Raw genomic sequence first — 13,161 nt, 5'->3', positions numbered from 1 at the left:
GCGGGCTTCCGACCGCAAGGTCGGTTGAGGCAGCTTCAAACAGAAATTGAAAATCATCCGGCATTAACCGGAATACACACATGGGATGACCCGGAGGCAACACCGAAGGAGCCCGTCCCACATGACGCTGCAAAGCCCGCTGCCCGCGCCCCGCTATCCCCGTGACATGACCGGCTACGGCGAGCATCCGCCCCATGCCAACTGGCCGGACGGCGCGAGGGTCGCGGTGCAGATCGTCCTCAACTACGAGGAGGGCGGCGAGAACAACGTCCTGCACGGCGATGCCGCCTCCGAGGCCTTTTTGTCCGAGATCGTCGGCGCGGCACAATGGCCGGGCCAGCGGCACTGGAACATGGAGTCGATCTACGAATACGGCGCCCGCGCCGGCTTCTGGCGGCTGCACCGGTTGCTGAAGGACATCCCCGTCACCGTCTACGGCGTCGCCACTGCGCTCGCCCGCGCGCCCGAGCAGGTCGCCGCCATGCAGCGCGCGGGCTGGGAGATCGCCTCGCACGGGCTGAAATGGGTCGAGCACAAGGACATGCCCGAGGAGGAGGAGCGTGCGCAGATCCGCGAGGCGATCCGGCTGCATTCGCTGGTCACCGGCGCGCCGCCGCGCGGCTGGTACACCGGGCGCTGTTCGATGAACACCGTGCGGCTGGCGGCGGAGGAGGGCGATTTCGCCTATATCGCCGACAGTTACGCCGACGACCTGCCCTACTGGAGCCGGGTCGCGGGCAAGGACCAGCTGATCGTGCCCTACACGCTCGATGCCAATGACATGCGCTTTGCCTCGCCGCAGGGGTTCAACTCGGGCGACCAGTTCGAGAGCTACCTGCGCGACAGTTTCGACACGCTCTACGAGGAGGGGCTCGCGGGCGCGCCGAAGATGCTGTCGATCGGGTTGCACTGCCGTCTGGTCGGCCGCCCGGGCCGGGTCGCGGCGCTGAAGCGGGTGCTGGCCCACATGGCCGGGCACGAGGGCGTCTGGTTCGCCACCCGCGCGCAGATCGCCGATCACTGGGCTGCCGAGCATCCCGCGCCGACCGGCCCGCGCCCCTCGCAGATGGACCGCCGCGCCTTTGTCGAGGCCTTCGGCGGCGTCTTCGAGCACAGCCCGTGGATCGCCGAGGGTGCCCATGCGCTGGAACTGGGCGAGACCCACGACACCGCGCGCGGCGTCCATGCGGCGCTGGCGCGGGTGTTCCGCGCGGCCTCGGGCGAGCAGCGGCTCGGCGTGCTGACGGCGCACCCCGACCTTGCCGGGAAACTTGCGCAGGCCAGGCGGCTCACCGCGGAGTCGACCGCCGAGCAGGCGGGGGCGGGGCTCGACGCGCTGACCGACGCCGAGCGCGATGCCTTCAGCGAATTGAACGCGGCCTATACCGCGAGGTTCGGTTTCCCCTTCATCATCGCGGTGCGCGACAACGACAAGGCCTCGATCATGGCGGCCTTCCGCCGTCGCCTCGGCAATGACCGCGCCACCGAGTTCGCCGAGGCCTGCCGGCAGGTCGAACGCATCGCCGAGCTGCGCCTGATGGACAAGTTCGGCGCATGAGCCGGATCGACGCCGAGCCTCTCACCGCTGCCGCCTTCGCCCCGTTCGGCGAGGTGCTGGAGGCCGAGGGCGCGCCCGACCGGATCATCAATCAGGGGCTCTGCGGGCGCTTCCACGACCGCGCCACGCTCGACATCGTGGACGGCCGCGCCGGGATCAGCCTCTTCAAGGCCGAGCCGCGCGCGCTGCCGCTGCGGCTCGAGATGGTCGAGCGGCACCCGAAGGGCAGCCAGGCCTTCCTGCCAATGAGCCCTGATCCGTTCCTCGTGGTCGTCGCCCCGGACGCTGGCGGCGTCCCGGGAACGCCCCGCGCCTTTCTGACCCGCCCCGGGCAGGGGATCAATTTCCATCGCGGCACGTGGCACGGGGTGCTGACCCCGCTCTGCGCGCCGGGGCTCTTTGCCGTGATCGACCGGATCGGCGAGGGGCCAAACCTCGAGGAGCACTGGTTCGAAGAGCCCTACCTCGTTCACGCCATCGCGTGAGGAAGCCGGCAGCAAGACCGGCCCCGCGCCCCAACAGGGAGCACCCCCAGACATGACCGACCACCGCATCGGAACGCCCGAGCAATTGCGCGATCCGGACTTCACCCCCGCGCTCAGCCGCGCCATCCCGCTCGGCATCCAGCACGTGCTGGCGATGTTCGTCTCGAACGTGACCCCGGCGATCATCGTCGCGGGCGCCGCGGGCTTCGGCTTCGGCTCGAACAGCCCGGATTTCCCGGAACTGCTCTACCTCATCCAGATGTCGATGCTCTTTGCCGGGGTGGCGACGCTGCTGCAGACGCTGACGCTGGGCCCGGTGGGCGCGGCGCTGCCGATCGTGCAGGGCACGAGCTTTGCCTTCATCCCGATCATGATCCCGCTGGTCGCCGGCAAGGGGGTCGACGGGCTGGCCGCGATGTTCGGCGGCATCCTCGTGGGCGGTGTCTTCCACGCGCTGCTCGGCACGGTGATCGGCCGCATCCGCTTCGCCCTGCCGCCGCTGGTCACCGGACTCGTCGTGACGATGATCGGCCTCGCGCTGGTCAAGGTCGGCATCGAGTACTCGGCGGGCGGCGTGCCGGCCAAGGAGGCGGGGCTCGCCAGCTACGGATCGTGGGCAAGTTGGTCGGCGGCGCTGGTGGTGCTGGCGGTGACGCTGGGGCTGAAGTTCTTCGCCCGCGGCATGCTCAGCATCTCGGCGGTGCTGGTCGGCATCCTCGTCGGCTACGTCTACGCGATCTTCACCGGGCTCTTGTCGCTCGACGCCATCGCCGGATCGTGGCAGAACGCCGCCGCCTTCTCGCTGCCCGAGCCGTTCCGTTACGGGGTCGAGTTCTCGGTCGCGGCGGTCATCGGCTTCTGCCTGATGGCCTTCGTCTCGGCGGTCGAGACCGTGGGTGACGTTTCGGGCATCACCAAGGGCGGCGCGGGGCGCGAGGCTACCGACCGCGAGATCGCCGGGGCCACCTACGCCGACGGCGTCGGCACGGCGATCGCGGGGATTTTCGGCGGGTTGCCCAACACCTCGTTCAGCCAGAACGTCGGGCTCATCGCCATGACCGGCGTGATGAGCCGCCACGTGGTGACCATCGGCGCGATCTTCCTGATCGTCTGCGGGCTGGTGCCCAAGGTCGGCGGCGTCATCCGCACCGTGCCGATCGAGGTGCTGGGCGGCGGTGTCATCGTGATGTTCGGCATGGTCGTCGCCTCGGGCATCTCGATGCTGTCAGACGTCGACTGGACCCGGCGCAACATGGTGATCTTTGCCGTGGCGCTGTCGGTCGGGCTGGGGCTGCAGCTCGAGGTGCTGAACGTCGCGCCCGGCGCGCCCAACGCGCTGCAGCACCTGCCCGACACGCTGCGCATCCTCGGCGCCTCGGGCATCCTGCCCGCCGCGCTGATCGCCATCGTGTTGAACCTTTTGCTGCCCCAGGAGTTGGCAGAGGAATCCACCGAAGAGGTCTCGGGCGGCCTGGCCGGCCACCGCGGAGAGGAGCCGCGCGGCGAGAGCGCCGGGGCCTGATCGACCCTTCGTGGAGGCTGCGGCGCGTCCCTCGGGGCGCGCCGTTTGCATTTGCGCGGCATGGTTTGGCGGGAGCGCGGGCGAAGCGGCACGCGCAAAGAAAAGGGGCGGAGGCCGTTGGCCTCCGCCCCTATGAAGCGCCGAGAAGCCGTGGCTCAGAAATCGACCTCGATGGCGATGCCCTTCTCGACCGCCAGATCGACCACCGCCGCGGCGACGGCGAGGTCCTGCAGGCCGACCCCCGTGCCGTCGAAGAGCGTGATCTCCTCCGCCGAGCTGCGCCCCGGATGCGCGCCGCCGATCACCGCGCCGAGCTGGGTGATGTCACCCTCGCCGATCAGCCCTGCGGCCACCGCGTGCTGCGCCTCGCCGATGGAGACCGACTGCGCCACCTCGTCGGTGAAGACCGTGGCCGCCGCCAGCAGCTCCGGCGCGACCTCCTGCTTGCCCCTGGTGTCGGTGCCCATGCAGGCGATGTGGCAGCCCGGCGCGACATGCTCGGCCATCAGGATCGGCGCGAAGGAGGAGGTGATCGAGATGATCACGTCGGCCTCGCGCATGCCCTCGAGCCCCACCGCCTCGAAGGGCAGGCCCGCCTCGGTCGCGACCCTCTGAAGGTTGGGCAGCATCTCGGGGTGCAGGTTCCAGCCGATCACCTTGTCGAAGTCGCGCTGCTCGAGCGCGGCGCGCAGCTGGAAGGTGGCCTGATGCCCCGCGCCGACCATGCCGATGACCTTCGCATCCTCGCGTGCGAGGTGGCGGATCGAGACCGACGAGGCCGCGGCGGTGCGCAGCGCGGTCAGCAGGTTGCCGCCGACCATCGCCTTCGCCTTGCCGGTGTCGGGATCGAACAGGAACACCGTCGACTGGTGGTTGATCATCCCGCGCTTTTCGAGGTTGTGCGGCCAGTAGCCGCCCGCCTTCAGCCCGAGCGTCAGGCCGGATCGATCGAAGCCGCCCTTGAAACCGTAGAGCGCGTCCTCGTGGCCGATGGCCTCGCGCACCACGGGGAAGTTGTAGGCGTCTCCTGCCGCCATGGCGGCAAAGACCTTCTCGACCGCGGCAAAGGCGGCCTCGCGGGTCATCAGGTCGGCGATCTCGCGTTCGGGAACGATGAGCATCAAGCTCTCCTTTCATCAAAAAAGCCCGCGCGCCGGGACAGAAGGTGGCGCGCGGGCAGGGCGCGCCTGCAGGGTGAGCGGGCGCGCGGGGCATGAGGGGAATGGGGATCAGTAGGCCTTGCCGCGCGCCGAGACCGGCCAGAGCGTCTCGACCTTGCCGCCGCGCACGCCGACGTACCAGTCGTGCACGTTGGCGGTGGGATCGCAGTGGCCCGGCACCAGCCTCAGCTTGTCGCCGACCCTGAGCGCGCCGTGCGGATCGGCGATCACCCCGTGCTCGTCCGAGCACTTGACGTATTCGACGTCGGTGCGCCCGAAGACCACCGGCAGGCCGCTGTCGACCGACTGCGCCTTGAGCCCCGCGTCGCAGACGGCGATGCCCGGCTTGGCGTGGCTCATCACCTGCGTGAGGATGAAGAAGGCATTCTCCCACTCGCCGTTGTCGATGCGGTTGCCGTCCTTGTCGCGGATGCGGCCGTAGTCGGCATCCATGAAGGCGTAGGAGCCGCACTGGAGCTCATTGTAGACGCCCGAGTTGCTCTCGAAATAGTAGCTGCCGGTGCCGCCGCCCGAGACCAGCGCGGGTTTCAGCCCGACCGCCTCCAGCGCGGCCACGGCCTCCTTGACCTGCGCGATGGCCACGTTCAGCTTGTCGCGCCGTGCCTCGTAGCTGTCGAGGTGCTGCATCGCGCCCTGGTAGGCCTGGATGCCGGTGAACTCGAGCCCCGGCGCGGCGTCGATGGCCAGGGCGATCTGCACCACCGCCTCGGAGCTGGTCACGCCGCAGCGGCCCGCGCCGCAGTCGATCTCGACGAAGCATTCGATCGTGGTGCCGTGGCGCTGCGCCGCCTCGGAAAGCTCGGCGACGTTGGCGAGGTCATCGACGCAGACGATGATCTTCGCCCCCAGCTTCGGCAGGCGTGCCAGCCGGTCGATCTTGCGCGCATCGCGCACCTGGTTCGAGACCAGCACGTCCTTGATGCCGCCGCGCACGAAGACCTCGGCCTCGGACACTTTCTGACAGCAGACGCCGACGGCGCCACCGAGCCGCATCTGCAGTTTCGCCACGTCCACCGACTTGTGCATCTTGCCGTGCACGCGGTGGCGCATGTTGTGGGCGCGGGCATAGTCGCCCATCTTGCGGATGTTGCGCTCGAGCGCGTCGAGGTCGAGCACGAGGCAGGGGGTCTGGATCTCGGCCTCGTCCATGCCGGGCAGGGCGGGGACGTCGAAGCCGACCTCGAGTTGGTCGAAGGTCACGGGTGCATTCATGGCTCAGGCTCCTTTGGCCCAGGGCAGGCGGTCCAGGTCGACATTGCCGCCGGTGATAATGAGACCGACGCGCTTGCCGGCGAAACGGTCCCTGTTCTTGAGGATGGTTGCAAGCGGCACGGCGCTCGACGGCTCCATCACGATCTTCATGCGCTTCCAGATCAGCTTCATCGCCTCGACGATCTCGTCCTCCGAGGCGGTGAGGATGTCGCTGACGTGGGTCGAGACGAAATGCCAGGTCAGATCCTTGAGCGGCACCTTCAGCCCGTCGGCCACGGTCTCGGGCGCGTCGTCGGCGATGATGTGCCCGGCCTTGAAGCTGCGGCAGGCGTCGTCGGCCTGCTCGGGCTCGGCGGCGATGACCTCGCATTCGGGGGCGAGGGTGGAGAGCGTGAGGCAGGTGCCCGAGATCATCCCGCCGCCGCCGATCGGCGCGACGACCATGTCGAGCCCGTCCGTCTGTTCCATGAACTCGCGCGAGCAGGTGCCCTGGCCCGCGATCACCCGCGGGTCATTGTAGGGATGGACGAAATCGCCGCCCGTGGCCGCCTGCACCTCGGCGAAGACCGCCTCGCGCGAGCTGGTCGAGGGCTCGCATTCGGTGATGATCCCGCCGTAGCCGCGCACCGCGTCCTTCTTGGCCTGCGGCGCGGTGCGCGGCATGACCACGTGGCAGGGGATGCCGCGCCGCCCTGCGGCGTAGCTGAGCGACAGGGCGTGGTTGCCCGAGCTGTGGGTGCAGACGCCGCGCGCCGCCTCGGCATCCGTCAGGCCGAACACCGCGTTGGAGGCGCCGCGCACCTTGAAGGCGCCGGCCTTCTGGAAGTTCTCGCACTTGAAGAAGAGCTGCGCGCCGGTGAGCTCGTTCAGGAAGGACGAGGTCAGCACCGGGGTGCGGTGAATGTGCGGCGCGATGCGGGCGTGGGCCGCCAGCATGTCGTCGTAGGTGGGGATGTTCAGCGCGATATCCTTCATCACGCGGCCTCCTTCCGGGCCAGTGCCGGGGTGGCGCGGTAATACTCCTGCGCCGCCGCAACGCCCGAGCCGAGCGTGATGTCGAGGCCGAGATCCTTCATGCACATCTCGGCGCAGGCGAGGCCCGAGAGGGTCATCACGTCGGTCAGGCTGCCGAGGTGGCCGATGCGGAACACCTTCCCGGCGACCTCGCCGAGCCCGGTGCCGAAGGCGACACCATAGGTCTGCGCGGCGTGGCTGACGATGTCGGTTGCGTTGAACCCGTCGGGCGTGCGGATCGCGCTGACCGTGTCCGAGTAGACCTCGGGCGAGGCGGCGCAAAGCTCGAGCCCCCAGGCGCGGACGGCGGCGCGCACCCCCTCGGCGATGCGGTGGTGGCGGGCGAAGACGTTCTCCAGCCCCTCGTCCAGCAGCATGCGGCAGGACTGGGTGAGCCCGTTCAGCAGCCCGACGGCGGGGGTGTAGGGATAGGCGTTGTTGGCGTAGCCCTTGGCCATGTCGTGCACGTCGAAGAAGGTGCGCGGCAGCTTGGCGGTCCTGGTCGCGGCGAGAGCCTTCTCGCTGAAGCCGGTGATGGCGAGGCCGGGCGGCAGCATGAAGCCCTTCTGCGAGCCGGTGACGGCGACGTCGACGCCCCACTCGTCGAAGCGGAAATCCATCGAGGCGATCGAGCTGACGCCATCGACGAAGAGCAGCGCCGGGTGACTCGCCTCGTCGAGCGCGCGGCGCACCGCGGCGATGTCCGAGCGAACGCCGGTCGCGGTCTCGTTATGGGTGGCAAGAACGGCCTTGATGCGGTGCTGTTTGTCGGCGGCGAGGATCTCGGCGTAGCGGTTCGCCGGCAGGCCCTGGCCCCATGGCGTCTCGACGACCTCGACGGTCAGCCCGTGGCGCTGGCACATGTCGATCCAGCGGTGGCTGAACATGCCGTTGCGCGCCGCAAGGACCCGGTCGCCGGGCGAGAGCGTGTTGCTGAGCGCCGTCTCCCAGCCGCCGGTGCCGGTCGAGGGGAAGATGAAGACCTCGGCGCTTTCGCTCTTGAGCACCTTGCGCACGCCCGTCCGGGCGGGGTGCAGGATCTGCCCGAACAGCGGCGAGCGATGGTCGATCGTCGGCATGTCGCAGGCCTTGCGCAGGCTCTCGGGGATGTTGGTCGGGCCCGGGATGAAAACGGGGTTCTGAAAGCTCATGGCCACCTCCTCTGGTCGCTGAAGATCACCGTAACCGGGGGGCGCGCGGGATGAAATTTTTTTGAAATCGTTTTTCAGAAATGCACTGATCTGGAAAATCAAGCGTTGTCAGGTGGTTGATTTTTTCATATCGTGAATTCGGCTTTCAAGTTGAATGAAAGAGATTTGATGGATTCCCCGAAAGATGCCGAAGCCAGCCCCCGCCGCGCCCGTGGACGGCCGCGCGGATGGGAGGACAACAGCGCGCAGAACACCATCAAGTCGCTCGACCGGGCGATGGAGGTGCTCGACTACCTGAGCGGCCATTCCGGCCTGACCCTGTCGGAGCTGGCAAGCGATCTGGATCAGTCCCCGGCCACGGTCTACCGCATCCTCGTCACGCTCGAGGGGCGGCGGCTGGTGGAGTTCGATCCGGCCGAGCAGCTCTGGCACATCGGCCCGCAGGCCTTCGTCATCGGCGCGCGCTTCCTGCGCCGCACCAGCCTCGTCGAGCGGGCGCGGCCGATCCTGCGCGGGCTGATGGAGATGACCGGCGAGACCGCGAACCTCGGCATCGTGCGCGAGGCTTCGGTGCTCTTCGTCAGCCAGGTCGAGACGCACGAGAGCATCCGCGCCTTCTTCCCGCCGGGCACGCTGTCGCCGCTGCACGCCTCGGGGATCGGCAAGGCGCTGCTCGCGGAGATGGACGGGGAGCGGCTGGAGAAGCTGCTGGCGCGGAAGATGGAGCGGTTCACCCCGCACACGCTGGCCGAGCCGGAGGCGCTGCGCGCCGATCTCGCGGCGATCCGGGGGCGGGGCTACTCGATCGACGCGGAAGAGAAGAACCTCGGGATGCGCTGCATCGCGGCCGCGGTCTTCGACGCCTCGGGCGAGGCGGTGGCGGGGATTTCCGTCTCGGGTCCGACCATCCGGATGCGCGAGGAGAGCACGAACGAGACGAGCCGCGCGGTGATGCGCGCGGCCCGGGAGTTGACGGAGGCGATCGGCGGGATCAGTCCGCGGGCGCGGTGACCTTGCGCGGCGCGGGCATCCCCTGCGCCGCGCCGGAGGGGCGCAGCGCCATGTGCCGGTTCACGTCCTTGTAGAGCAGGTAGCGGAACCGGCCCGGCCCGCCCGCGTAGCAGGCCTGCGGGCAGAAGGCGCGCAGCCACATGTAATCCCCGGCCTCGACCTCGACCCAGTCCTGGTTGAGCCGGTAGACCGCCTTGCCCTCCAGCACGTAGAGCCCGTGCTCCATCACGTGGGTCTCGGCGAAGGGGATCACCGCGCCGGGCTCGAAGGTGACAACGGTGACGTGCATGTCGTGGCGCAGGTCCGAGGGATCGACGAAGCGGGTGGTCGCCCACTTGCCCTCGGTGCCGGGCATCGGCGTCGGGGCGATGTCCTGCTCGTTGGCGATGATCACCTCGGGATGCGGCAGGCCGGGCACCGCCTCGTAGGCCTTGCGGATCCAGTGGAAGCGCAACACGTCCTTGCCCGCGTTGCGCAGGGTCCAGAGCGTGGCGGGCGGCAGGAAGGCATAGCCGCCCTCGCGCAGCACGTGGGTCTCGCCCTCGACGGTCAGCGTGGCCTTGCCGTCGACGATGAAGAGCACGCCCTCGGCGCCCGCGTCGGTCTCGGGATGGTCCGAGCCGCCTCCGGGCTGCACTTCCATGATGTATTGCGAGAAGGTCTCGGCAAAGCCGCTGAGCGGGCGCGACAGCACCCAGAGACGTGTGCCTTCCCAGAATGGCAGGAAGCTGGTGACGATGTCGCGCATCGTGCCCCGCGGGATCACCGCGTAGGCGTCGGTGAAGACCGCGCGGTCGGTCAGCAGCTGGGTCTGCGGCGGGTGGCCGCCCTCGGGGGCGAAGTATCTGGGGGTCATCTCGGGGCTCCGGTGGGAGGGATCTCTGCCGCCACTATGGCGGGGCGGCAGCGGCGCGGCGACGGGGCGCGATGCGAAAGCTCTTTCTCGGATTCCAAGAAAATCGCGCCCGGCCTTTCGGTCCGAGCGGAAGATGCTCAGGCGGGCTGCAACTCGGACCGGCGCACCGGCGCGGCGCGCTTCTGCGGCACGCCCGCAACGTAGGTCTCGGCCACGGCCCGATCGTCGCCCAGCATCTGCAGCACGAAGAGCTCTTCGCTCAGGCTCTCGGCGCGTTGCATCCGCAACGCCATGGGCTCGGTCGCCGAGGAGTCGAGCACGACGATATCCGCCTCGGTCCCCGGCTCGAGCGTGCCGATCCGGTCCTCCAGCCCCAGCGCCACGGCGTTGCCGCGGGTGATCCAGTGGAAGGCGTTCAGCGGGTGCAGCTTCTGGCCCTGCAATTGCAGCACCTTGTAGGCCTCGTTGAGCGTCTGCAGCATCGAGTAACTGGTGCCCGCGCCGACGTCGGTGGCGATGGCATTGCAAATCCCGCGCGCCCGCAGCCCCGCGTCGTCGAAGAGCCCGCTGCCGAGGAAGAGGTTCGAGGTCGGGCAGAACACCGGCTTCGCGCCGGTCTCGGCCAGAAGGTCGATCTCGCGCGGCTCGAGGTGGATCGAATGGCCGAGCAGCGCCTTGGGACCAAGCAGGCCATACCGCTCGTAGACGCCGAGGTAATCGGGCGCCTCGGGGTAGAGGCTGAGGGTATAGGCGATCTCGTCGCGGTTCTCCGACAGGTGGGTCTGCACGTGACAGTCCGGGTGCTCGGCGACCAGCGCGCCGGCCATTTCCATCTGCTCTGGCGTCGAGGTGATGGCGAAGCGCGGGGTGATGGCATAGCCCGCACGGCCCTTGCCGTGCCAGCGCGCGATCAGCCGCTTGGTGGCGTCATAGCCCGACTGCGGCGTGTCGCGCAGCGCCTCGGGGGCGTTCCGGTCCATCATCACCTTGCCGCCGATCATCCGCATGTCGCGGCGGGCGGCGGCGGCGAAGAAGGCCTCGGCCGAGGTTTCGTGGACCGAACAATAGGCGACGGCGGTGGTGGTGCCATGGGCGCAGAGCTGGCCCATCAGCCACTCGGCCATCGCCTCGGCGTGGGCCGGATCGGCAAAGCGGGTCTCTTCGGGGAAGGTGTAGCTGTTGAGCCAGTCGAGCAGCTGCGCGCCCCACGACGCGATGACCTGCACCTGCGGGTAATGGATATGGGTGTCGATGAAGCCGGGCATCAGCAGGTGCGGGCGGTGGTCCACCACGGGCGCGGCGGGGGCCTGCCGGGAGAGCTGCTCGTAGGTGCCGGTGGCGCGGATCATCCCGCCGCCGACCAGGATCGCCCCGTCCTCGATGTAGCGATAGGCGGCATGGTCCTCGGGGCCCTGCGGCTCGGCGGTGAAGCTGAGGATGCGCCCGCGCAGGAGCACTTGGTCGGTCTTCATGGGGGTCACCTTCTCGGGAAGCGGGAGGGGAATGGGGGCGCGGGCCGGGATACGGCCCGCGCCGGTGGGGTCAGGATGGCTCTGCCCGGATCACTCCGCGGGCGCGGCGGAGGGCTCCTCGACCACCACGTCATGGTTGAGGGGGGCGCCCTCGCGGTGGAACAGCGGGTAGATGTAGAGGAAGGCCGCGGCGATCAGGTAGCCTGCCGAGACCGGGCCGAGCTCGGGCCAGTGCAGGCTGGCGCCGTGGATGATCCCAACGAGCGACATCAGCGCGGCGGCAAGCGCGAAGCCCCCGGCGTTGCGGAACCTTCCGTCGATCACGCTGGCGACGATGGCCCCCCAGATGAGCCCGGTGAGGATCGCGCCCTGGCTGAGCGCGAGGTGGCCGGAGAAATGCGCGCCCTGCTGCAAGAGCGCGGCGGTCAGCGCCTCGTCCCCGAGTTGCGGCAGTCCCTGCACCCCGGTCGCCTGCAGCGCGCCCATCAGCGCCCCCCACTTGATCATCAGGAAGGACGAGACATGCGGCATCATCGCGATGGTGACGGCGGCCATGTGTTCCGTCCGCACGCAATGGGCGGTGTTGGTGATCAGGCTCAGCGCCACGAAGACCAGCACCGGCGCCGCGGCGGCCTCGGGGATCAGGTTGTTGAGGAACGCGAGCAGGCCGAGGAAGGCGGCGAGCGGAATGACCGTGCCGACGCCGATGATGTAGCCCGCGTGCGCGCCCATGCGCTTGTAGGCCGGGTGGCCGATGTAGGCGGTGGTCGGGAAGGGCGAGCCGAAGACCGCGCCGATCATCGTGCCGACGCCGTCGGTGACCTGGCAGAGGCCGACCGGGTAGTAGTCCCCGGCGCTCTCGGCGCTCTCGACGTTGTTCATCGTCTCGATGAAGTTGTAGATCTGTACCGGCACCAGCACGAGGAAGAGCTCGGGGTTGGCGAAGAGGTGGTGGATGCCCGCCATCAGGTCGCCGATGTAGGGCAGGGGCGGGTAGAAGCCGGTGCCCTCGAAGCTGATCCGCGCCTCGCCGATGGTGAAGGCGACCGCGGTCCCGGCGATCAGCGCCAAGAGGCCCGCGGGGATGTTGAAGGGCAGGCGGAAGCGCCCGACGAGGCCCCAGAGAATGATGATCATCGAGGCAAAGCCGATGTAGGGCTGCTCGAAGACGGTGGCCAGCGGCACGGTGCCGATGAACACCAGCGCGATGCCGCAGAGCGTGCCGAGCATCCCGGCGCGCGGCGTCACGCGCTTGAGCCAGGGCCCGATCAGCGCGCCCATGCCGGCGACGATGCCGCCGATGAAGCCCGCGCCGATGCCGACCTGCCAGGCCAGCATGGGATCGTTGGTGGCCCAGTAGATCGGCCCGATGACCCCGAAGAGATAGACGAACATCACCGGCGTCGAGATGCCGTAGGGCAGGGCGGTGACGTCGCGCCCCTGCCGCGCCGCGGCCTGTTTCGCCAGCAGCACGTAGACCGCGACACCCGACAGGATGGCCACCGCTGCGCCGGGCAGGATGCGGCCGTAGACGATCTCGGCGGGCATGCCGAAGACGAACTGGCAGACGCCCGACAGCACCATCAGGTTGATCAGGTTGTCGGTGAAGAGCGCCCAGAAGGCGCTGAAATCGCTGCGTGAGAACAGCTTGTAGTGGGTACTCCCTTCCCGCATGTCGGGTCTCCTCGGGTTGCTTGCG

General features: G+C 68.9%; 11 protein-coding genes. 4 read left to right on the top strand and 7 right to left on the bottom strand.

Going from position 1 to position 13,161, the window contains the following annotated elements:
* The first annotated feature begins 121 nt into the window (after positions 1 to 121).
* From puuE to PVT71_RS23800, 3 genes are read left to right on the top strand one after another with little or no spacing between them, the layout of a single operon-like run.
* Complete coding sequence (gene puuE / locus PVT71_RS23810; RefSeq protein WP_353475616.1) at positions 122 to 1,558, top strand: allantoinase PuuE; 1,437 nt, start codon at positions 122 to 124, stop codon at positions 1,556 to 1,558.
* Positions 1,555 to 2,043, top strand: coding sequence for an ureidoglycolate lyase (locus PVT71_RS23805; protein WP_353475615.1), 489 nt, complete (start codon positions 1,555 to 1,557; stop codon positions 2,041 to 2,043). The genes puuE and PVT71_RS23805 overlap by 4 nt, the downstream gene beginning before the upstream one ends.
* A gap of 52 nt (positions 2,044 to 2,095) precedes the next feature.
* Positions 2,096 to 3,565, top strand: coding sequence for a nucleobase:cation symporter-2 family protein (locus PVT71_RS23800; RefSeq protein ID WP_353475614.1), 1,470 nt, complete (start codon positions 2,096 to 2,098; stop codon positions 3,563 to 3,565).
* A gap of 155 nt (positions 3,566 to 3,720) precedes the next feature.
* Here the strand turns inward: PVT71_RS23800 and bhcD are convergent, their stop codons facing one another.
* From bhcD to bhcA, 4 genes are all read right to left on the bottom strand, one after another.
* The gene (gene bhcD / locus PVT71_RS23795; protein WP_353475613.1) at positions 3,721 to 4,686 is read right to left on the bottom strand and encodes an iminosuccinate reductase BhcD; all 966 of its coding nucleotides are present in this window, start codon (positions 4,684 to 4,686) and stop codon (positions 3,721 to 3,723) included.
* 108 nt (positions 4,687 to 4,794) lie between these two features.
* Entirely contained in the window at positions 4,795 to 5,958 is a 1,164-nt protein-coding gene (bhcC, locus tag PVT71_RS23790) for a 3-hydroxy-D-aspartate aldolase BhcC (protein WP_353475612.1), read from the bottom strand.
* Between the two features lie 3 nt (positions 5,959 to 5,961).
* Positions 5,962 to 6,933, bottom strand: a complete 972-nt coding sequence (gene bhcB, locus PVT71_RS23785; protein ID WP_353475611.1) for a beta-hydroxyaspartate dehydratase BhcB — start codon at positions 6,931 to 6,933, stop codon at positions 5,962 to 5,964.
* Positions 6,933 to 8,123, bottom strand: coding sequence for an L-aspartate--glyoxylate aminotransferase BhcA (bhcA, locus tag PVT71_RS23780; protein WP_353475610.1), 1,191 nt, complete (start codon positions 8,121 to 8,123; stop codon positions 6,933 to 6,935). The genes bhcB and bhcA overlap by 1 nt, the downstream gene beginning before the upstream one ends.
* Before the next feature lie 168 nt (positions 8,124 to 8,291).
* Here bhcA and bhcR point away from each other — a divergent pair, with 168 nt between their 5' ends.
* A complete protein-coding gene (bhcR, locus tag PVT71_RS23775) occupies positions 8,292 to 9,134 on the top strand; it encodes an HTH-type transcriptional regulator BhcR (protein ID WP_353475609.1) in 843 nt (280 codons plus the stop codon).
* Here bhcR and PVT71_RS23770 read toward each other — a convergent pair.
* The 3 genes from PVT71_RS23770 to PVT71_RS23760 all read right to left on the bottom strand — a co-directional run bounded on the left by PVT71_RS23770 (position 9,115) and on the right by PVT71_RS23760 (position 13,136).
* Complete coding sequence (locus PVT71_RS23770) at positions 9,115 to 9,990, bottom strand: bifunctional allantoicase/(S)-ureidoglycine aminohydrolase (protein ID WP_353475608.1); 876 nt, start codon at positions 9,988 to 9,990, stop codon at positions 9,115 to 9,117. The genes bhcR and PVT71_RS23770 overlap by 20 nt on opposite strands.
* A 137-nt stretch (positions 9,991 to 10,127) precedes the next feature.
* Positions 10,128 to 11,462, bottom strand: coding sequence for a guanine deaminase (gene guaD / locus PVT71_RS23765; protein ID WP_353475607.1), 1,335 nt, complete (start codon positions 11,460 to 11,462; stop codon positions 10,128 to 10,130).
* A gap of 90 nt (positions 11,463 to 11,552) precedes the next feature.
* Positions 11,553 to 13,136 carry a xanthine/uracil/vitamin C permease gene (locus PVT71_RS23760; RefSeq protein ID WP_353475606.1) on the bottom strand — a complete coding sequence of 528 codons (1,584 nt, stop codon included), beginning with the start codon at positions 13,134 to 13,136 and terminating at the stop codon, positions 11,553 to 11,555.
* Positions 13,137 to 13,161 lie beyond the last annotated feature (25 nt).

This window comes from Salipiger sp. H15 (assembly GCF_040409955.1).
GTDB lineage: Bacteria > Pseudomonadota > Alphaproteobacteria > Rhodobacterales > Rhodobacteraceae > Salipiger.
This window is presented reverse-complemented; position numbering and strand designations above follow the sequence as displayed.